18 protein-coding genes are annotated in these 18,819 nt (G+C 64.4%); 3 read left to right on the top strand and 15 right to left on the bottom strand.

The window, feature by feature from the left end:
* Positions 1-222 precede the first annotated feature (222 nt).
* Positions 223-726 (top strand): glutathione peroxidase, encoded by a 504-nt coding sequence (locus tag CXY75_RS11850; RefSeq protein WP_104083009.1) that lies wholly within the window; start codon positions 223-225, stop codon positions 724-726.
* Positions 727-815: 89 nt separating this feature from the next.
* On the opposite strand, the gene CXY75_RS11845 is transcribed toward CXY75_RS11850, so the two are convergent.
* From CXY75_RS11845 to CXY75_RS11820, 6 genes are read right to left on the bottom strand one after another with little or no spacing between them, the layout of a single operon-like run.
* Positions 816-1,679 carry a MurR/RpiR family transcriptional regulator gene (locus CXY75_RS11845; protein ID WP_104083008.1) on the bottom strand — a complete coding sequence of 288 codons (864 nt, stop codon included), beginning with the start codon at positions 1,677-1,679 and terminating at the stop codon, positions 816-818.
* 4 nt (positions 1,680-1,683) lie between these two features.
* Positions 1,684-2,475 carry a phosphonate ABC transporter, permease protein PhnE gene (phnE, locus tag CXY75_RS11840; protein WP_104083007.1) on the bottom strand — a complete coding sequence of 264 codons (792 nt, stop codon included), beginning with the start codon at positions 2,473-2,475 and terminating at the stop codon, positions 1,684-1,686.
* A complete protein-coding gene (gene phnE / locus CXY75_RS11835) occupies positions 2,472-3,299 on the bottom strand; it encodes a phosphonate ABC transporter, permease protein PhnE (protein WP_104083006.1) in 828 nt (275 codons plus the stop codon). The genes phnE (CXY75_RS11840) and phnE (CXY75_RS11835) overlap by 4 nt, the downstream gene beginning before the upstream one ends.
* Positions 3,296-4,051 (bottom strand): phosphonate ABC transporter ATP-binding protein, encoded by a 756-nt coding sequence (gene phnC / locus CXY75_RS11830; protein ID WP_233201867.1) that lies wholly within the window; start codon positions 4,049-4,051, stop codon positions 3,296-3,298. Before phnC ends, phnE (CXY75_RS11835) begins: the two co-directional genes overlap by 4 nt.
* A 56-nt stretch (positions 4,052-4,107) precedes the next feature.
* Positions 4,108-5,076, bottom strand: a complete 969-nt coding sequence (phnD, locus tag CXY75_RS11825) for a phosphate/phosphite/phosphonate ABC transporter substrate-binding protein (RefSeq protein WP_104083004.1) — start codon at positions 5,074-5,076, stop codon at positions 4,108-4,110.
* Positions 5,077-5,087: 11 nt separating this feature from the next.
* Positions 5,088-5,816: an HAD family hydrolase gene (locus CXY75_RS11820; protein WP_146069455.1), complete on the bottom strand. Its 729-nt coding sequence runs from the start codon at positions 5,814-5,816 to the stop codon at positions 5,088-5,090.
* A gap of 132 nt (positions 5,817-5,948) precedes the next feature.
* Between CXY75_RS11820 and CXY75_RS11815 the strand changes: the two genes are divergently transcribed.
* Positions 5,949-6,659, top strand: coding sequence for an amino acid deaminase (locus tag CXY75_RS11815; protein WP_104083002.1), 711 nt, complete (start codon positions 5,949-5,951; stop codon positions 6,657-6,659).
* 105 nt (positions 6,660-6,764) lie between these two features.
* On the opposite strand, the gene CXY75_RS11810 is transcribed toward CXY75_RS11815, so the two are convergent.
* The 5 genes from CXY75_RS11810 to CXY75_RS11790 are packed head-to-tail and all read right to left on the bottom strand — an operon-like array spanning position 6,765 to position 13,044.
* The gene (locus tag CXY75_RS11810; RefSeq protein WP_104083001.1) at positions 6,765-7,688 is read right to left on the bottom strand and encodes a CoA ester lyase; all 924 of its coding nucleotides are present in this window, start codon (positions 7,686-7,688) and stop codon (positions 6,765-6,767) included.
* Positions 7,685-8,194: a MaoC family dehydratase gene (locus CXY75_RS11805; RefSeq protein WP_104083000.1), complete on the bottom strand. Its 510-nt coding sequence runs from the start codon at positions 8,192-8,194 to the stop codon at positions 7,685-7,687. The genes CXY75_RS11810 and CXY75_RS11805 overlap by 4 nt, the downstream gene beginning before the upstream one ends.
* A 22-nt stretch (positions 8,195-8,216) precedes the next feature.
* Positions 8,217-9,383 (bottom strand): acyl-CoA dehydrogenase family protein, encoded by a 1,167-nt coding sequence (locus tag CXY75_RS11800; RefSeq protein ID WP_104082999.1) that lies wholly within the window; start codon positions 9,381-9,383, stop codon positions 8,217-8,219.
* The gene (locus CXY75_RS11795; protein ID WP_104082998.1) at positions 9,380-11,440 is read right to left on the bottom strand and encodes a biotin carboxylase N-terminal domain-containing protein; all 2,061 of its coding nucleotides are present in this window, start codon (positions 11,438-11,440) and stop codon (positions 9,380-9,382) included. Before CXY75_RS11795 ends, CXY75_RS11800 begins: the two co-directional genes overlap by 4 nt.
* Positions 11,437-13,044 (bottom strand): carboxyl transferase domain-containing protein, encoded by a 1,608-nt coding sequence (locus tag CXY75_RS11790; RefSeq protein WP_104083062.1) that lies wholly within the window; start codon positions 13,042-13,044, stop codon positions 11,437-11,439. The genes CXY75_RS11795 and CXY75_RS11790 overlap by 4 nt, the downstream gene beginning before the upstream one ends.
* A 113-nt stretch (positions 13,045-13,157) precedes the next feature.
* On the opposite strand from CXY75_RS11790, the gene CXY75_RS11785 reads away from it, so the two are divergent.
* Positions 13,158-13,760, top strand: a complete 603-nt coding sequence (locus CXY75_RS11785; protein WP_104082997.1) for a TetR/AcrR family transcriptional regulator — start codon at positions 13,158-13,160, stop codon at positions 13,758-13,760.
* A 425-nt stretch (positions 13,761-14,185) separates the two neighbouring features.
* Here the strand turns inward: CXY75_RS11785 and CXY75_RS11780 are convergent, their stop codons facing one another.
* The 4 genes from CXY75_RS11780 to pdhA form a co-directional block, all read right to left on the bottom strand.
* Positions 14,186-14,848: a VOC family protein gene (locus CXY75_RS11780; protein ID WP_104082996.1), complete on the bottom strand. Its 663-nt coding sequence runs from the start codon at positions 14,846-14,848 to the stop codon at positions 14,186-14,188.
* Positions 14,849-15,167: 319 nt separating this feature from the next.
* On the bottom strand, positions 15,168-16,616 hold the full coding sequence (locus CXY75_RS11775; RefSeq protein ID WP_104082995.1) for a dihydrolipoamide acetyltransferase family protein: 1,449 nt from the start codon (positions 16,614-16,616) through the stop codon (positions 15,168-15,170).
* Positions 16,613-17,638, bottom strand: a complete 1,026-nt coding sequence (locus CXY75_RS11770) for an alpha-ketoacid dehydrogenase subunit beta (protein WP_104083061.1) — start codon at positions 17,636-17,638, stop codon at positions 16,613-16,615. The genes CXY75_RS11775 and CXY75_RS11770 overlap by 4 nt, the downstream gene beginning before the upstream one ends.
* Positions 17,639-17,670: 32 nt before the next feature.
* Positions 17,671-18,759 (bottom strand): pyruvate dehydrogenase (acetyl-transferring) E1 component subunit alpha, encoded by a 1,089-nt coding sequence (pdhA, locus tag CXY75_RS11765; RefSeq protein ID WP_104082994.1) that lies wholly within the window; start codon positions 18,757-18,759, stop codon positions 17,671-17,673.
* Between the last annotated feature and the right edge of the window lie 60 nt (positions 18,760-18,819).

The following is an 18,819-nucleotide window of genomic DNA, read 5'->3' as shown; positions in this document are numbered from 1 at the left end:
CGCTCCTAGAGGGGAGTGATTCGAATGAAGCTGGGGTGGTGACCCGTTCGACGGGAAGTATGCGCTGCGCCGCGCGGGCTCGGGAGTCCGGATCCGATAGTGGACCGCCATGACTTCTGAACTTCTACTAGACTACGCGACCGTGTGACCCGTTGGGGGAAACGCACGATCTACACAGGGATTGTGCAGGCAGCTTGGATTCGGCATCGATAATGTTTTCGAATGACTTCTTCTGCACTGTACGACATTCCCCTTACCCTCATCGATGGAACGGAAACCACCTTCGGCGCCTTCGACGGTAAAGCCGTACTCGTCGTCAACGTTGCATCAAAATGCGGCTTCACCCCGCAGTACGCGGGGCTGGAGGCCCTCTACCAGCGCTACGCCAACGATGGCTTGGTCGTGTTGGGATTACCGAGCAACCAGTTCATGCGCCAGGAACCCGGCACCGAAGCAGACATCGTCGAATTCTGCGGCATGACCTACGGCGTGAGCTTTCCAATGACGGCCAAAGTCGATGTGCGAGGTAAGCACCAGCATCCGCTCTATGCGGAGCTGACGAAGTTCAAGCAGAGCATGCTGCCTGGCCTGGTCAAGTGGAACTTCGAAAAGTTTCTGGTGAGCCCGACCGGCGAGATTGTGGACCGCTTTGCCTCCGCGGTGGAGCCGGAGTCGACCGAAATCGTCGACGCGATCGAGAAAGTTCTGGCCGCCAAGGCCGCCTAGCCCCCGCGCCTCTATCGCCCGAGCCCGGAAACGGGGCCCATCACAGATCATGGGCCCCGGACTCTACGGTGAACCCTGCACGGGAGCGGCTATTCGTCGCTGAGGTTATCGCTCAGGATGCTCAGCACGGTTGATCGTGCTGCCCGAGAGGCCTCCCCCAATCGCCCGGACACAATTTCGACGAGGGACTCGATCAAAATTGTGTGTGGAACGCGGGACGTGTACTCCAGTTCGTGGCGGAAGGATCCGTGCGCGGGAGCGACTACGAGTGCGATGTCGGCGAGGGACACCAACGGGGAACTCGCAAACGACGTCACCACGACCAGCACGGCATTCGCTGCGCGCGCCGACCGGGCGGCTTTGATGCTCGACTCATTGGCGCCGCTACCGCTGATGACGATGCAGGCATCTGCTGGTCCTAACTGGCGTGCTGAAATCTGCTGCCCAATCGGATCGGAGACGAATTCCGTGGGTCGCCCGACGGCGGTCAATCGCATCGCCAGATCAGATGCCAACGGCGCCGACAGCCCGTTAGCGAGCGCCAACACCCGGTGTGCCGACGTGATGCGCTGCACGGCCTCTTCGACCGCGCTTTCGGTGAGGGCATCGGCAATCTGCGGAAGCGCCGTCGACAATGCGAAAATATCGGCTCGAATTCGTCCGAGGGCAGACGAACCGTAATCTGCCACCGCGCTTTTCGACTGGGCCAGTTCTCGCGCCAGGGCAACGCGCAGTTGCGGATACCCCCGATAGCCCAGGGCTTGACAGGTGCGGATGACCGTGGAGCGGGCAACGCCGATGCGTTCGGCAAGTTCCTGCGCTGTGAGTTCGACGATTATTTCCATATCGGCGAGGATGCCTTCGACCACTCGACGTTCCGTGCGTTGCAGGGAATTGACCACCGTGGCCATGCGGGTGCTTGGAGTCGCCTCGTCACTTCCGGTCCAAGCCATCGGCCTACGTCCCTTCTACAATCCGGCGCCGAATGGCACCAGAGATCGCGTCGATGCCCATCGTTACGATGACCACGACGATGATAAGCACCCCGACGGTCGACCACTCCCGAAATTGAGTGTACGAGGTGAGCATGTCGCCAATGCCCCCCACGCCGATGAGGCCGAGCACAGCCGAGGAGCGAACGTTGATTTCAAATCGATAGAGCCAAAACGAGATGAAGTCCGGCGTCGCCGACGGCCACACCCCCCACCGTAAGATTTGAGCGATGTTTCCTCCAGATGCCCGGGTCGCCTCGATGGGACCAGGGTCGACACCTTCGATGGCCTCGTACCCCCATTTTCCCAGTGTGCCCACGCTTCCAATCGCCAGTGCCAGAGCCCCCGTGAGTGGGGTCAGTCCGGTTACTGACAGGATGGCGATCGCAATAATGATTTCCGGAACGGCGCGAATGATCGCAAACACGAGCCTCATGCTCCACCGCACGGGGGCTGGTGAAAAGCCGCGGGCCGCGAGGAACCCCAGAGGGAACGACACCAGAATTCCGATGACCGTACCTACCCACGCCATCGCCACCGACTTCCAGGTCTGACCGAGGGCCTCGGGGACTTTGGACCAATCCGGATCGGAAAACATGAGCCACAGGTAGTGGACTATTTGTGCAGGCAATTCCCCGAGCCGTGCCCAGTTCACGTCGACCGACCAGAACGCCCCGATCACGATCGCACCCACAATGATCACGGCGGTGCTGCGTCGCCAGTCACGTCGCCGACTCGGTATTGTCACGGTGCTCATACCAGCCTCCGACGCACGGCATTGCTCAGCACATCAAGGGCCATGACGACCATCAAAATCTCCAGAATGATCAAGGACAGCTGGTCGTAGCGATAAAACGTGCGTACCGCGTCGATGAGGAGACCGAGTCCGCCTGCTCCAACGAGACCGAGCACCGACGATGCTCGCACGTTGAGCTCAAGTACGTAGAGGGTCTGGTTGATAAAACTCGGCATGATGTCGGGCAGCGCCGTGGCTCGATTGATCTGGAGTTGATTTCCACCCGCGGCTCTGCCCGCTTCGAGCGCACCGGGATCGTTCGCCTCGATGGATTCGGACACCATTTTCACGATGATTCCGACATTGAAGAGCACGAGCGCGATGATGCCGGGCAGCGCGCCCACTCCGACCATCGCCACGAGGATCGCGGCATACAGCAGATCGGGGATCGACCGCACCACATTGAGCAGCGCGCGCACGATGCTCCGGCTGGCCCCGTTCGGGTTGGTCAGACGGGCGGTGGCTAGGCTCAATGGCAGAGACACTCCCGCCGCCACAAAGGTGGCGATAACCGCCATCTGCAGCGTTTCAACCAGCGCAGGAACGGTCCGCGGAAAAAAACTCCAGTCGGGAACCAACAGCTGCAGGATCTTTTCGGCGCCGTTCTGCCAGTTGCGAGCTATGGCGTCGAGGCTGAAAGCGATTCCCCATTGTGGACTCAGCGTGATGGCCGTGATGATTACCACCACACCCACCGCACACCAGGACTTCCATCGGCCCCCTGGTCGTGTCGGGAGGTCGAGACCGGCGGTTGTGCCGGCCACGCTGGAGCCAGTGGCACTCATAGACCGAGCACGTCCGCCGACTCAACCGAACGACCGTAAATCTCGGAAAACACGGAGTCGCTCGCTGAATCGACCGGTCCGTCAAAAACCACTTCGCCAGCCCGGAGACCAATAATTCGAGTGCCATAGCTTCGGGCAAGATCGATGAGGTGCAGGTTGGTCACGACCGTGATTCCCAAGTCCTGGTTGATTCTCCGAAGGTCGCCCATCACCTCGTGCGCTGTCGGCGGGTCCAGGCTCGCGACCGGTTCGTCCGCCAGAACGAGGCGAGGCTCTTGACACAGAGCACGGGCGATGGCGACTCGCTGCTGCTGACCTCCGGACAGGCTCGATGCGCGGTCCCAGACCTTCGAGAGAATTCCTACCCGATCGAGGGCTTCGAAGGCAATCTGTCGGTCGGACGCTCGGTAGGCGCCCAGCAGAGTGCGCAGCGTCGTCGTGTGTGCAAGCCTCCCCACCAGCACGTTATTGAGAACACTTGTGCGTTTGGCCAGATTGAATCCCTGAAAAATCATTCCGATTTCACCCCGCAAACGCCTGAGCTCACCGGCGCGGGCGGTTTCTAGTTGAAAACCGCCCACGCGCAATGATCCGGACGTTATCGGAACCAGCCCGTTGATGCTGCGAATCAGGCTGCTCTTGCCGGATCCGGAGAGCCCCACCACAGAGACCATCTCCCCTGGTCGAATATCGAGCGACACGCTCTTCAAGGCGACCACGCCATTGGCGTAGCGCACGGTGACATCCCGCATGCTCACCGACCACGGCGATGCTGTGACCGTTGGGAACGAGTGCTCGACCACCATGGCTACTGCAGCCCGAGTTGCGTGGCCGCGTCGGCCACAACGTCGAGGGAGGACGGATCGGCGAGGGCCAGCTTGCTGATCGAATAGACACTCATGAGTGCCGCAGACCCCTCTGCTGTCGAGGAATAGTCGGCGAGGGCTGTTGTTATTTTGTCCTGCAGTTCTTGCGATAGCCCCTTAGTGAGGGCGACACCATCGTTAGGGATTTCGCCAGTCAGGGCAAAGACGACAACTTTCTGTCCAACATCCGGCACGTCCTTGGACACAATGTCGCGCGCGTCCCAGAAGCTGAATCCCACTTCAGCATCGCCGTTGTAGACGGCGAGAACGGATGCGTCGTTGGCCGTGACCGGAATCGCGTCGATATCCGTATCAATGTTCAGTCCCGCATTTTTCAGCGCAAGCATGGGATAGATGTAGCCGGCCGGTGACCCCGGACCGAGCATTGCAACCGTTGCACCGGTCATTTTCTCAATCGCGTCCAGTCCGGCTGGGCCCACGAGTGCGTCCGCCCCGTTGCAGAAGAGCTTACCGTCGCGTTCAACGGGCGCATCAGCGCAATACTTGTCGGGATTGTTGGTCATGAATTGGGCAGGGTAGCTAATGTTGCCATTGCGTTCGGTCTGTAAAACCACGGATGCCCCGTACATGTCGCTCGCCTGGTACAACTGGAGCGACGGCAGGAAGCCGATCTGCGCCTGCTCGGCACCCATCGCTTCGACGGCAGCCTGGTAGTCCTTCGCCACCACCCCGGTGACGGGGATACCGAGGGCCTCCGTGAGCATGTCGGTGAGAGGCTTGGCCGTGTCGACGAGACCGGCCTGGTCTTGCGAAGGAACGAGAGCCAGGGTCAGTGACGTCGGATCGGTCTCGGGCGTCGCAGTCGTTGCAGCCTCGGCGGAACATCCCGCTAGGGCGACGGAGGCCACCATCATGAGTCCTGCCAGGGAAAGGGTCTTCGTGGATATCACAGTGTCTGCCTTCAGTTCTGGAAATGCGGGATAGGAGCAATCGCACCCGGCGCCTCATGGGAGAGCCAGGCCGTGATGACCGGGAAGAGCTCGTCAAGACGCTCGGCCTGGTACGTGGGGGTGGCGCCAGGTGGCGCGGTAGAACCGATGAGGGCCGTCTGGAAACCCTGGAGAAAAGCCGGCTGGAGGTCATTAACCCAGACGTCTCCTATGCTCAGGAGACGCAAACTGCGGTCCAGAGAGGCTGTGCGGAGCCGCTCCAAGACACGCCCTAACCCGACGGGCTTTCCCACCGACGTGATCACGTCGTCGAAGGCGTCGTGCAGGTCCAAGGTGTCGAGGGCGTCAGAAATGCGCGTGGCCGGCGCATTCGTGGCCAGGACCAGAAACGCCTCACTGCGAACGCCGCGAAGAAAATTTGCCAGCCCGGGAACGGCTTCGATCGGCGCCAATGCACCGGCAAGATCCAGGCGTGATTGCAGGTAGGCCTGGCTGAGGGCCTCAGCAGGTATCGAGAACAATGCTGCGGCCAGCCGAATGGCATCGTAATCGTCGCGGGGGCGCATCGCTGACGAGTTCACGCAACCGATCTTCTGTTCCTCAACCGCATGGAGAAAGCTGCTGCGGGCGCCGCTCGAGAGTGATTGCGCGACACACTCGGCATAGCGCGCGACGGGTCCGTCGCCGAGCGAGATCGTTCCATCAAAATCAAACAACAACACCCGACTATTACGGTGCACGTGTGCCTCCTCCGTCATTCTTGACGCCCTGTGGACGTTGCGTCCAGATTATTAGTCATAGTTGGACGGAATGTCGTTATCTCGTAAACAACAGATGAACGATTGCCGCCCTGTGGCCCCTACGCTGAGGAGATGGTGACCGAACACTCCGCCGGTCGACTGCGCGACCTTCTGGCGGCATCCGCTCTGATCGGGCGCGGAGCACCAATTGAAGAAACCCTGGACCAATGGACGCCCTACCTCCTGCCGCAGATCGCGGCCGATCGAGCGGCTGACGAATTTGACCACTGGGGGCAATCCACGGTTCTCGACGAGAACACGGGGACGCCAGTGCTCCCCCGGGCGCTGTGCGAAACCCTCCATGCCCACGCCGGTCTCCCATCGTCGTGGCCGGTTGGAAACGCCGGGGTGCTGCATGTCTACGGCTACCTGCTGTCGACGGTTGCAACGCCCTACGGCTTCAAGCGGGAGCGTTGGACGGGCGGAGGCCTGGCTGATGCTCTCGGGCGGGATCCGACGCATTTTCTTCCGTGGGATGCCAATCCGGACACCTTGCTGCGGCGGGTAACCGAAGCCGTTCTCCCAGTTCTCATCGAGAATCCGCCCGGGTCCACCACTGTGATGCGGTTCGATGAGGCTGTCGGCACGGTGGGCGATGCGTTTTTTCGCACCGCGATTGTCAGCAACCGGAGCAATGACCACTCCGCGTTGATCTACGGAGTGGGTCAGGGATCGGACATCAGAGTCGTGACGGCTTTTCCGGTCGCCCAACCGACGGATGCCTGGCTCACGGATCTGCGCAGCGAACCACCGCGACCGCGCTACAACGTAGCGACTGGGTGATGAGGCTGCCTGACTCGCGTTCCTCCCCGTTTCCGGGCCCAGTCCCGGACACGGGGCCCGTGATAGATCATGGGCCCAGGACTCTCAGGTGGGCCCCGGTGAATTTTAGCGGGCGGCCCGGCGCAGCACGGCCTCGGCGTGACGCAAGACGGGGCCGTCGATCATGCGGCCCTCGTGCTGGAAGACACCGCGCGAACTCGCGGCGGCTTCCAGCAGCCCCAGGGCATAGTCCACCTCGGCGGGGGTCGGCTGGTAGGCGGCACGAATGCTCTCGACCTGGGTGGGGTGAATGCATGCTGTCGCGGTGAACCCGCTCGCGACGGCATCCGCTGCCTCGAGCTCGAGCCCGGTCGTGTCGGTGATGTCGAGGTGTACGGCATCGATCGCCGCCTTGTCGTTGGCTCGGGCGGCGAGCAACACCATCGACCGCGCCTGGCGGGCGACGTCACGATAGCGTCCATCGGCGAAACGGCTCGACGTGCCGCCGAGCGAGGCGACGAGGTCTTCGGCGCCCCACATAAGGGCAACGACGTTTCGTGCGGCAGCAATTTCGGCCGCTGCAAGAATGCCGGCGGCGGTTTCGCACAGCGCGATCACCCGATAACCACCAAGCATCTCGACGTGGCCGGAGCAGACGGTCTTGGCGAGCATGATGGTGCGGTAGTCCGTGCGCTCCAGCGCGGCCAGATCGAGCGCGAAGTCCGCGGTGTCGGCCGGGTTGATGCGCACGATCGTGCGGGCAGGGTCGAGCGGATGCTCCAGCAGCGCGCGCCGCGCGGCCACTCGGGCAGTCGGCGTCACAGCGTCTTCGAGGTCGAGAACGACCGCGTCGGCGCGATCAGCCGCCTTTGCATAGCGTTCGGGCCGGTCGGCCGGGCAGAACAGCAGTGCTGGGCCGAGGGTGAATGGTGCAGGGGTGAACGGGCTCAGCCCGGTTGGACTGTCGTCGAAGGGGTCTGGGCCGGCCGACTCGAGGTTGTCGTCGAATTGACCTGAATCGAACGAGTCTGAATCGAACGGGTCGCTCATGCTGCTGCCTCCCGGCACCAAACCAGCACGGTACGCACGGCTGTACCGACAACGACACCGTCTTGGTTGCGGCCGGTGTGTTCGAGCGTGATGACACCCTGCCCTGGTCGGCTCCTCGAGCGCCGTTTGTCGGTGACGATGGTCTCCGAGTACAGGGTGTCGCCGTGATGCAGCGGATGCGGAAACGTCACGGCCGAAAATCCCAGGTTCGCCACGATCGTGCCCTGGGTCAACTGGGCGACCGAGCTGCCCACCATGGTCGAGAGGGTAAACATGGAATTGACCAGGCGTTCGCCAAACGGCTGCGTCGCCGACCACGCCGCATCGAGATGTAACGCCTGCGTGTTCATGGTCATCGTCGTAAACAGTACGTTGTCGGCCTCGGTCACGGTGCGGCCGGGACGGTGCTGGTACAGCGCGGCCAGGTCGAACTCCTCGAAGTAGAGGCCGCGCTGTTCGACCGGGTTGCGCTTCGGCGGGCCGTCTTCGGTACCGGGGTCTGGCATCCACTTCTCCGATTCAGTCAGGTCAGGCCGCGAAACCGAGTGAACGGGCAATGACCATGAGTTGCACCTCGGTTGTGCCCTCGCCGAGCTCGAGCACCTTGGAATCACGATAGTGCCGCGCGACCGGATTCTCATTCAGAAAGCCGTATCCGCCGAAGATCTGCGTAGCATCGCGGGCGTTGTCCATGGCCGCTTCGCTGCCGACCATCTTGGCGATCGAGGCCTCCATCTTGAACGACTTGCCAGTGATCATTTTCAGCGCCGCATCGTAGTAGGCCAGGCGGGCGGTGTGCACACGCGCCTGCATCCGCGCAATCTTGAACGCGATGTGCTGATTGGAGCCGATCGAGCGGCCGAAGACATTACGGCTGTTCGCGTAGCGGATCGACTCCTCGAGGCAGCCCTGCGCCGCGCCGGTGCACAGCGCTGCAAAGGCAATGCGGCCCTCATCGAGTGTCTGCACGAAGTTCGCGAAGCCGCGGCCGCGCTCACCGAGCAGGTTGGCCTCCGGCACGCGCACGTTGTCAAACACGAGCGGGTGGGTGTCCGAGGTGTGCCAGCCGACCTTGTCGTATGGCGGCAGTGCTGTGAAACCGGGGGTCGGTGTCGGTACCAGGATGGCGGTGAGTTCCTTCTTGATCGAACCATCGGCGCGGGTGGACTGCCCCGTCACCGCAGTGACCGTGACGAGGCGCGTGATGTCCGAACCGGAATTGGTGATGAACTGCTTCGTTCCGTTGATGACCCATTCGCCGCCCGTGAGCTCGGCGGTGGTCTTGGTACCCGCCGCGTCGGATCCGGCATCCGCTTCGGTGAGGCCGAACGCGGCGAGCGCCGAGCCACTTGCGAGGCGCGGAACCCACTCGTGTTTCTGAGCCTCGGTGCCGCTGCGGTACACCGGCATGATGCCCAGGCCCACGCCGGCCTCGAGCGTGACGGCGATGCTCTGGTCGACGCGCGCGAGCTGCTCCACGGCGAGGCAGAGCGCGAAATAGTCCTTGCCCTGGCCGCCGTACTCGACGGGGAACGGCAGTCCGAACAAGCCCATCTCACCCATCTGGGCGATGATGCCATAGGGCAGGCTGCGCGAGGTGTCGTATTCGTAGGCGGCGGGGGCGACGACGGTGTCGGCGAAGTCGCGCACGGAGTCACTGAGAGTCTGGTATTCGGGGGTGAGTTCGTAGCTCATTCTGGGTCTTCCTTGTCTGTAATGGTGACGGTAGCGACGATCTGGTCGAGGGCCACGAGGTCGCCGGTCTTGAGATTCACGGTGACGCGGCCCGCCGTGGCGGCCACGAGTTTGTGCTCCATCTTCATGGCCTCGACCACGAGGATGGTTTGCCCAGCTGTGACGGTGTCGCCGGTGGCGGCGTGCACGGCGATGACGGTGCCGGGCATTGGCGAGCGCACGTCGGGGCTGACCGCCCCTGGCACGCGGCTCGGGGCTTCGAGGTGTTCCGCGAGCTGTTCAACTCGGGAACGGTGCCGCAGCTCGAGGGAGAAGCCATCGGCGCCGATGTGTACGTGCGCCCCGGACTGCTCGATGGCAAACACGCGGGTCTCGCCGACGTAGTCGACGCTGAATGCGCCAGCGCGGCCTTCGACCGGCGCTAGGCCAGCCGACACAGCGGGCCCGTCACCGACCGACACGGATGCCGCCCCCGGCTCCCCGACGACCCGCAGGTCGACGAATTCGGTCGCGCTCACCCCCAGGGAGTACCGCACCGGGAACGGTGAACCGATCCGCCACCCGCTCGGTCGCGTCCACACGCCGTTCCCGCCGGCCAGATGAGACGCGGCTAGATCGGACCGGGCTACCGCACGCCCGTGCAGGAACAGCGCAGCGGCCGCGAGCAGGTGCTGGTCGGCGCCGCGAAACGTGAGGCCCAGAAGCTTGCGCTCAATCAGGCCGGTGTCGAGGCGACCGGCGCGCACGTCGGCATCCGCCAACAGAAGCCGCAGGTACTCGATATTGGTGTGCACGCCGAGCACGACGGTGTCGGCGAGCGCCCGGTCGAGTCGGCTGAGTGCCTCGAGACGGGTGGGAGCCCAGGCGATTACCTTGGCGAGCATCGGGTCGTAGTGCGAGGCGATGGTGAGACCCGGGGCCAGCGAACTGTCGACCCGCACGCCCTCGCCGGTGGCCTCGTGCAACTGCAGAACGGTGCCAGTGGTCGGCAGGAATCCGCGCGCGGGGTTCTCGGCGTATACCCGCGCTTCGATCGCATGCCCGGTAAGGCATATGTCTGATTGTTTGATCGTGAGCGGCTCCCCCGCTGCGATGCGCAGCTGCCAGTCAACGAGGTCGAGGCCGGTGACCATCTCGGTGACCGGGTGTTCTACCTGCAGGCGCGTGTTCATCTCCATAAAGAAGAAGTCGTCTGGCGCGGCCGCGGCTACCAGAAATTCCACCGTGCCGACGCCGCTGTAGCCCACGCTGCGGGCGGCGGCACAGGCCGCCTCGCCGATGCGCGCCCGGACAGCCTCGTCGAGCAGGGGCGAGGGCGCCTCCTCGATCACCTTCTGGTGCCGTCGCTGCAACGAGCACTCACGCTCGCCGAGGTGGATGACGGCGCCGTGGTTGTCGGCGAGCACCTGCACCTCGATATGCCGCGGGGTCGCCACGAGGCGTTCGAGCAGCAGGGTGTCGTCGCCGAACGCGCCGAGCGCCACCCGCCGTGCGGTTTCGAGGGTGGCCGGCAGGTCTTCAGCCCGTTCCACCACGTGCATGCCCTTGCCGCCGCCGCCAGCTGAAGGCTTGATCAGCATCGGGTAGCCAACGTCGACGGCTGCCTCGATGAGTTGCGCGTTGCTAAGGCCCGGCTGCGCAACGCCTGGAATGATCGGCACCCCGTAGCCGGCCACATGGTTCTTCGAGCGGATCTTGTCGCCCATCACGGCCAGCGCGTGCACGCTTGGCCCGATGAACACGATCCCGGCCGCCGCGCAGGCCTGCGCAAAGGCCTGGTTCTCGCTCAGGAAACCGTAGCCGGGGTGGATTGCCTGCGCGCCGGTTCGGGCCGCAGCGGCCAAAACGGCTGGGGCGTTGAGGTAGCTGTCGGCCGGGGCGGCGCCGCCGAGGCGCACCGCGGCATCCGCTAGCGACACATGACGAGCGTGAACGTCGGCGTCGCTGTAGACGGCAATGGAGCGGATGCCCCGGTCACGCAGCGTGCGGATGATGCGGCAGGCGATTTCGCCGCGATTGGCGACCAGGACGGTGTCAAAAAGCACGGTGTCACTCACATTCGAAAGAGGCCGAAGGCGGACTCGCCAAGCGGCGCGCTGGCGCAGACGGACAGCGCGAGGCCCAGGACCGTGCGGGTGTCGGCGGGGTCAATGACGCCGTCGTCCCAGAGCCGGGCGGTCGAGTAGTACGGGCCGCCCTGGGTCTCGTACTTTTCCAGGATCGGCTCCTTGAACGCGGCCTCGGCCTCGGCCGACCACTCGTCACCGCCACCCTCGATCTGTTCGCGTTTCACGGTCGCCAGCACGGACGATGCTTGCGGGCCGCCCATCACGGAGATTCGGCTGCCGGGCCACATCCAGAGGAAGCGCGGCGAGTACGCCCGGCCGCACATGGAGTAGTTGCCGGCGCCGAAGGAGCCGCCGATGACGACGGTGAGTTTGGGCACGCGGGACGTCGCGACGGCGGTGACCATTTTGGCGCCGTGCTTGGCAATGCCGCCGGCCTCAGCGTTCTTGCCCACCATGAACCCGGAGATGTTCTGCAGGAAGATCAGCGGAATACCCCGCTGGTCGCAGAGCTCGATGAAATGCGCGCCCTTCTGCGCAGACTCGGCGAACAGGATGCCATTGTTGGCGACGATACCCACCGGATGGCCGTGGATGTGAGCGAATCCGGTCACGAGCGTGGTGGCATACTCACGCTTGAATTCGTGGAATTCGCTTCGGTCGACGATGCGCGCGATCACCTCGTGCACGTCGTACTGGCCCTGCACGTCGACTGGGACAGCTCCGTAGAGTTCGCACTCGTCGGCGACCGGGGCGACGGTGGGGATCACATCCCAGGCCGGGGCCTGGGCGCGCGGCAGGGTCGAGACGATGTCGCGCACGATTTGCAGGGCATGCTCGTCGTTGTCGGCGAGGTGGTCGGTGACGCCGGAGACGCGGGCGTGCAGGTCTCCGCCGCCGAGCTCCTCCGCGGTGACGATCTCGCCGATCGCTGCCTTCACGAGCGGCGGGCCGCCGAGAAAAATGGTGCCCTGACCGCGCACGATCACGGTCTCGTCGCTCATCGCTGGCACGTAGGCGCCACCGGCGGTGCACGAACCGAGCACCGCGGCGATCTGCGGAATCTTGGCCGCGGACATCCGTGCCTGGTTGTAGAAGATGCGGCCGAAGTGGTCGCGGTCGGGGAAGACCTCATCTTGCAGGGGCAGGAACGCTCCACCGGAGTCGACCAGATAGACGCACAGCAGCCGGTTCTCGAGGGCGATTTCCTGGGCTCGCAGGTGCTTTTTCACCGTCATCGGGTAGTAGGTGCCGCCCTTGACGGTGGCGTCGTTGGAGATCACCAGTACGTAGCGGCCGTGCACGAGACCGATGCCGGCGATGAGGCCAGCTCCGGGGCTGTCGTCGTTGTACAGGCCAGTCGCAGCGAGCGGCGCGATCTCAAGAAATGGGCTGCCCTCATCGAGCAACTGGTCGATGCGCTCGCGCGGCAGCAGCTTGCCGCGGGCGAGGTGGCGCTGACGAGACTTCTCCGGGCCACCCAAAGCGGCCGTGGCGAGGCGCTGCTTCAGGTCGGCCACGAGCTGCCGCTGAGCGTGGTCGTTGGTCTGGAACGCCTGAGCAGAGGAGTCGAGCTGACTCACGAGTGTCTCCATCGACATCTTCCCATTGGTGAGGCCGGAGGGCCCGGCATCAACTACAGTTAGTGTTTACTAACTGAAATTCAGGTTAGCCAGAACTAACTGAAATGTCTAGTTGAAAGGCTCGCATGAGCTCACCGACCGAAGCCACGCCGCGCAGCCAGGCCAAGGCGGATCGTCGTTCGGCCCTACTCACCGCCGCTGCCACGCTCTTCGCCCAGTCGGGATTCAACGGCGTCTCCATTGAAGACCTCGGCGCTGCCGTCGGAGTGAGCGGGCCGGCCGTCTACCGCCACTTCAGCGGAAAGCAGGCCGTGCTCGCCGCGCTCCTGGTTGGTGTCAGCGATGACCTGTTTCGTGGCGGCCAAGACGTGATGTCCCTGGCAGCGGATGCCGACAGCGCGCTCACCACACTCATCGGCTTTCACGTGGACTTCGCACTGTCGAACCCCGATGTCATCCGCGTGCAGGACCGCGACCTCGACAGCCTCGCCGAGGCCGACCGACACCGGGTGCGGGTACTACAGCGCGAATACGTGGAACTCTGGGTCGACGTGTTGCACCGGGTGCACCCTGCAGTCGAAACCGCACAGTTGCGCCTGCGCGCCCATGCAACGTTCGGGCTGATCAACTCCACACCGTACAGCGCGGTTGTGACGCTGCCTACCGACGTGCGCCGACTGCTGACCGAGATGGCACTTGCGGCGCTGACCCCGGCCAGCCCGAGGTGACCAGTGCATCGTGACCAGGTCGTCATCTTCTGAGGGCAGCTTGAGAACGTACTCCCCTCCGCGTTCCGCCGCGACCAGAATGCCCGTGTCGACGATCAATCGTCGAGCCACGGTGGCTCCTCGCTCATGACGGCATCGCGCCGCCCGCACCTCGGCAGCAAAGTCCTCATCAATTGCGCCTGAGGCCATCAGCACGATGAACTGGGCACCGTTACTCACAGTGCCGGCCCGATGGTCGCGATTCGACGACCGCCGCGAGTGATGATCACGGTCTCACCGCGCTCGGCCTCGCTGCGAAGCGAAGCGCAGCGCAGGAGCGACTCGCTTCGGTTGTCGTCACGATGTGCATGGCATCATAATTATCCGATTGAGCAGGACAGTTCAATCAACTGTTGGCCAGGGTTCATGATCGGGTGCCCTACCGATCAAAACGCGGCGGTGCAGACGCAGAGCTCGTTGCCCTCGACGTCGGCGAGCACCCACCAGTCGGGTGCGTGCTCGTCGGCGAGCACCACGCCACCGGCCTCGAGCACGGCCGCGACCCGGTCTTCGGCATCGTCGCTCGGCACGTAGACGTCGATGTGGATGCGGTTGCGGTCAGTGCGGGCGATTTCCATATTCTGAAACCAGACCTTGGGGGCGAGGCCGCGGGGGTCGACCAGCTCGATCCCGTCGTCGCCGGCAACCTCGGCATAGCCGAGCCCGACCCGCCAAAATGGGCGCACGGCATCCGCATCGGTGCAATCGATCGCGATGTCATATCGGGTCGGCTGTTGATCGCCCGTCGTGGCGCCCAGGGTGTCGGCGATTTGCTGCACCCGAGCGGCGAGGTCGAGGTCGCGACTGGTCACTCCCCCCGCGTCGTGCGAAGTGAGGGTGAACCAGACCGTGCCGTAGCCGAGGCGCACGTCGGGGTGGTGGCTCATCTGCTCGGCCACCTCACCGACCCGGTTGACCAGTTCGAGGGCAGAAGCGAAGTCCTGGGTGCGAAAATTGGCATGCAGGCATCCGTCTAGGTGCACGAAAGCGGTGCCGGTCAACTGTTTCTTTGTCGTGAAGGGGGCCAGAAGTGCTCCATGAGCGTCCATGCGTCCACTCTGCTACGCCTCACCACCCCGGTCAACCGCCCACCCGGTGCCTAACTCCTGCAATCAGCCGGTTCGAAATTTGCCAGCCCCGGAATTCCGCGGAACTTTGCGGGCACTGTTACAAATTGCAGGAGTTATGCGCCACGAGGTGGGTATGAACAACTGGTGCAGGAGATGAAGGCAGAAATGCCGGTCCGCCGTGTGGCCAATTCAGGAAAATCGTCGGCTAACCATCCGAGAATCGCACGTCGAGCCAAATTTTGGCCGGATTTCCTGATTTAGCCACCGCGGGCGGGGGTAAGGGCGGATCGGGCGGGCGCTACACCATGGTGAGGACACGGGCTGGGTCGGCGAGGATGGTGCCGATGTCGGCGAGAAAGCGCGAGCCCTGCTCACCGTCGACCAGACGGTGATCGAACGACAGGCTGAGCGTGAGTACCTTGCGCAGGGCGACCGTGCCGCGATACTCCCACGGCCGCAAACGGATGGCGCCCATCGCCAGGATCGCCGCCTCCCCCGGGTTCAATATGGGTGTGCCGGCGTCGATGCCGAACACCCCGATGTTTGTGATGGTGACCGTGCCGCCCGACAGCGCGGCCGGCGCCGTAGTGCCGGCCCTGGCCGCCGTGGTGAGTTCGGCGATCGCCGCGGCGAGGCCGCGCAAGTCGAGCCGGTCGGCGTCGACGATGTTGGGTACCAGTAGTCCACGCGGGGTCGCCGCAGCGATTCCGAGATTGACGTCGTGGAACTGCACGATTTCGCCGGCGGGTTCGTCCCAGCGGGTGTTCACCGCGGGGGTGCGGCCAACGGCCAGGCAGAGCGCCTTGGCTACAACGGCCAGGATTCCGATGCCGGCGTCAGCAAACGCCCGGTCGGCGCGAAGCGAGTCGAGCAGTTCCACGGTCGGTGTGACGTCGATGGTGAGAAACTCGGTCACGTGCGGCGCCGTGAACGCGCTCTGCACCATGGCCTTGGCCGTGAGTTTGCGCAGGCTCTTGATCGGCGAACGAGTCTCGCGCTCGAACGCTTCGGGCCCGGATCGGTCGGGCGCCGTCGCGGGAAGACCGGTGGCCGGCACGGACTGGGTCAGGTGAGCGCTCACGTCGTCCCGCGTGATCAGGCCGTCACGCCCCGTTCCGGTTACGGTCCTGAGGTCGATACCGAGGTCGCGGGCCAGGGCGCGCACCGGCGGTGTCGAGCGCGGGCGCTCCGCAACGGATGCCGCGGCAGGCTGTCCGGCGGATGCCGCGGCCGGCGTCACCTGGTCGACACCAGCGACGACAGTCTGTGTCGAAGCGGCCGATTCGGCGGCGCCCAACGGGCCTACACCGGGGCGTAGTCGGCGCTGGGGGTGGCCGCCGCGTTCGACGGCGGGGCCGTAGCCGACCAGGTTAGCCTCGCGCTTCTCTGCTGGCGCGGTGGCTGCGGCCGGGACCGAGGCGGCGGCCGGGACCGGAGCTGGAGCTGGAGCCTGGGCCGCAGCATCCACTGCACCGGCATCTGCACCGGCATCGAGGGTGTCGGCGTCGCCGCCGATATCGAAGCTGACAATTGGTTCACCGACGTGCACGACCACACCGGCCGGCTGGTGCAGCACGCTCACCACTCCGGCAAACGGGCTCGGCAGCTCGACCACGGCCTTGGCCGTTTCGACGTCGGCAATGTGCTGGTTGAGCGTGACCTCGTCACCCGGCGCGACCAGCCAGGCCACAATCTCACTCTCGGTGAGCCCCTCACCGAGGTCAGGCAGCTTGAACACCTTGATCATCGTCGCCCCATGACCCGGTCGACGCCGTCGAGAATGCGGTCAAGATCGGGCAGGTGGTGACTTTCGAGCTTGGCCGGCGGATAGGGCACGTCGAAGCCGGTCACCCGCACCGGCGCAGATTCCAGAAAGCTGAAGCAGCGCTCGGTGACGGTCGCGATAATCTCGCCGCCGAGCCCGCCCGACCGGGCCGCCTCATGGGTCACAACGAGGCGCCCGGTTTTACGAACGGATGCCTCCACCACCGCATAATCCACCGGTGACAGTGAGCGCAGGTCAATGACTTCGATCGATACGCCCTCATCGAAAGCGGCGAGCGCCGCATCCTTCGCGGTCGACACGAGCGCGCCATAGGTGAGGAGCGTAACATCCGTTCCCGGAGTCACAATGACGGCCTGCTCCATCGGAGCGCCCAGCTCTGGCACGACCTCGCCCTTGACGTGATATCGGCGCTTGGGTTCGAAGTAGAGCACCGGGTCGTCGCTGGCGATGGCCTGCCGAATGAGGCTGTAGGCATCCTGGGCATTGGAAACGGCGATCACGCGCAGGCCAGAGGTGTGGCTGAAGTAGGCCTCTGGCGATTCGGAGTGGTGTTCGGCCGCGCCGATGCCGCCGCCGAACGGCACCCGAACGGTGATCGGCATGCGCACGGCGCCCTGGGTGCGGTAATGAAATTTAGCGACCTGGCTGACGATCTGGTCGAAGCCGGGAAAGATGAAGCCGTCGAACTGAATTTCGCAGACCGGGCGGTAGCCGCGGTAGGCCAGGCCCACGGCGGTGCCGATGATGCCGGATTCGGCCAGCGGTGTGTCGATCACGCGGCGAGCGCCGAACTGGGCGAGCAGGTCGCTCGTGACGCGAAAGACACCGCCGAGGGCTCCGATGTCTTCGCCGAGCAGTACGACCTTGGGGTCGTCGAGCATGGCCTGACGAAGCCCCTCGTTGATGGCCTTGCCCAGCGTCAGGGTTTTGGTCTCGGTCAGGGGGGTGGGGGCCGGCGCTGTCAGGCCGGGAAGCGTCGCCATGGTTGAGGGGGTCATCAGGGTAGTCATGGTCATCACTCTTTTCCGTTGCCGAAGCTCGTCAGATAGTCGGCGTAGTCGGTGCGCTGGCGCTCGAGGGTCGCGTTCGGGGTCGCATAAACGTGGTCAAAAACGCTGAGCGGCTCGGGGTCTGGGAGGCCAATGCAGCCGACCCGCAACTCAGCGGCAGCGGCATCGGCTCTGGCCTGGGTGTCGGCTTCGACCTCGGGGGTGATTTCACCGAGGTAGGTGAGTAGCCGGTGCAGCCGCAGCAGGGGGTCGCGGGTCTTCCACTCGGCGAGTTCGGCCGGATCGCGGTAGCGGGTGGGGTCATCCGCTGTGGTGTGCGGACCCATTCGGTAGGTGACGGCCTCGATAAACGTGGGTCCATCGCCGGTGCGGGCCCGGTCGAGGGCCATGCGGGTCGCCGCCATCACCGCGATGACGTCGTTGCCATCGACGCGCAGACTCGGAATGCCAAAGCCCGGTGCCCGGTCGGCGATATTGCGGTGCGCCTGCACCCCGACCGGCTCGGAGATGGCCCACTGGTTGTTCTGGCAGAAGAACACGACCGGGGCCTGGAAGCTCGCCGCGAAGACCATGGCCTCGTTAACGTCGCCCTGACTCGTGGCTCCGTCGCCGAAATAGGTGAAGGCAACGGAATCCACCTCGTCGCGCTGGGCACCGAGCGCCCAGCCGGTGGCGTGCAGGGTCTGCGCGCCGATGATGATCGCCGGAGTCGCCATGTTGACCGTGTACGGGTCCCAGCCGGACTGGGCGTTGCCCCGCCAGACCTTGACGATGTCGGTCAGGTTCACGCCGCGACAGTAGGCCACCGCGTTCTCGCGGTAGCTCGGAAAGATGAAATCGTCGCTGCGCAGGGCGCGGGCCGAACCGATCTGGGCGGCTTCCTGACCGAGCAACGGCGGCCAAAGGCCGAGTTCACCCTGGCGTTGCAGGGCGGTCGCCTCGGTATCGATGCGGCGCACCACGACCATGTCGCGGTACAGGGCGAGGAGGGCCGGCCCATCGAGATCTTCGACCCACTTATCGAAATCGCCGTGGGGCATCCGCTCGCCGTCAAGCGAGAGAAGCTGCACGGGTTGGGGGGAGAAATCAATCATGGTTAGCTCCAAGCGTCATTGCTAAAGTTGACGTGAGCCTATGTCGAGGCGACAAGGAGC

It is taken from the genome of Cryobacterium sp. Y11 (genome assembly GCF_002929535.1).
In the GTDB taxonomy this organism is placed as follows: domain Bacteria; phylum Actinomycetota; class Actinomycetes; order Actinomycetales; family Microbacteriaceae; genus Cryobacterium.
The sequence above is the reverse complement of the archived record's forward strand: the minus strand, read 5'-3'. Positions and strand labels throughout refer to the sequence as shown.

Excerpts from the sequence above, each read along its gene's own strand:
- phnE (WP_104083006.1), bottom strand. The coding sequence starts at position 3,299 with ATGAGTGCCACTGGCTCCAGCGTGGCCGGCACAACCGCCGGTCTCGAC.
- CXY75_RS11775 (WP_104082995.1), bottom strand. The coding sequence starts at position 16,616 with ATGATCAAGGTGTTCAAGCTGCCTGACCTCGGTGAGGGGCTCACCGAG.
- CXY75_RS11810 (WP_104083001.1), bottom strand. The coding sequence starts at position 7,688 with ATGAGCGACCCGTTCGATTCAGACTCGTTCGATTCAGGTCAATTCGAC.
- pdhA (WP_104082994.1), bottom strand. The coding sequence starts at position 18,759 with ATGATTGATTTCTCCCCCCAACCCGTGCAGCTTCTCTCGCTTGACGGC.
- CXY75_RS11780 (WP_104082996.1), bottom strand. The coding sequence starts at position 14,848 with ATGGACGCTCATGGAGCACTTCTGGCCCCCTTCACGACAAAGAAACAG.
- phnE (WP_104083007.1), bottom strand. The coding sequence starts at position 2,475 with ATGAGCACCGTGACAATACCGAGTCGGCGACGTGACTGGCGACGCAGC.
- CXY75_RS11790 (WP_104083062.1), bottom strand. The coding sequence starts at position 13,044 with ATGGAGACACTCGTGAGTCAGCTCGACTCCTCTGCTCAGGCGTTCCAG.
- CXY75_RS11815 (WP_104083002.1), top strand. The coding sequence starts at position 5,949 with ATGGTGACCGAACACTCCGCCGGTCGACTGCGCGACCTTCTGGCGGCA.
- CXY75_RS11785 (WP_104082997.1), top strand. The coding sequence starts at position 13,158 with ATGAGCTCACCGACCGAAGCCACGCCGCGCAGCCAGGCCAAGGCGGAT.
- phnC (WP_233201867.1), bottom strand. The coding sequence starts at position 4,051 with ATGCGGGATGTCACCGTGCGCTACGCCAATGGCGTGGTCGCCTTGAAG.
- CXY75_RS11845 (WP_104083008.1), bottom strand. The coding sequence starts at position 1,679 with ATGGCTTGGACCGGAAGTGACGAGGCGACTCCAAGCACCCGCATGGCC.
- CXY75_RS11770 (WP_104083061.1), bottom strand. The coding sequence starts at position 17,638 with ATGGCGACGCTTCCCGGCCTGACAGCGCCGGCCCCCACCCCCCTGACC.
- CXY75_RS11800 (WP_104082999.1), bottom strand. The coding sequence starts at position 9,383 with ATGAGCTACGAACTCACCCCCGAATACCAGACTCTCAGTGACTCCGTG.
- CXY75_RS11805 (WP_104083000.1), bottom strand. The coding sequence starts at position 8,194 with ATGCCAGACCCCGGTACCGAAGACGGCCCGCCGAAGCGCAACCCGGTC.
- CXY75_RS11850 (WP_104083009.1), top strand. The coding sequence starts at position 223 with ATGACTTCTTCTGCACTGTACGACATTCCCCTTACCCTCATCGATGGA.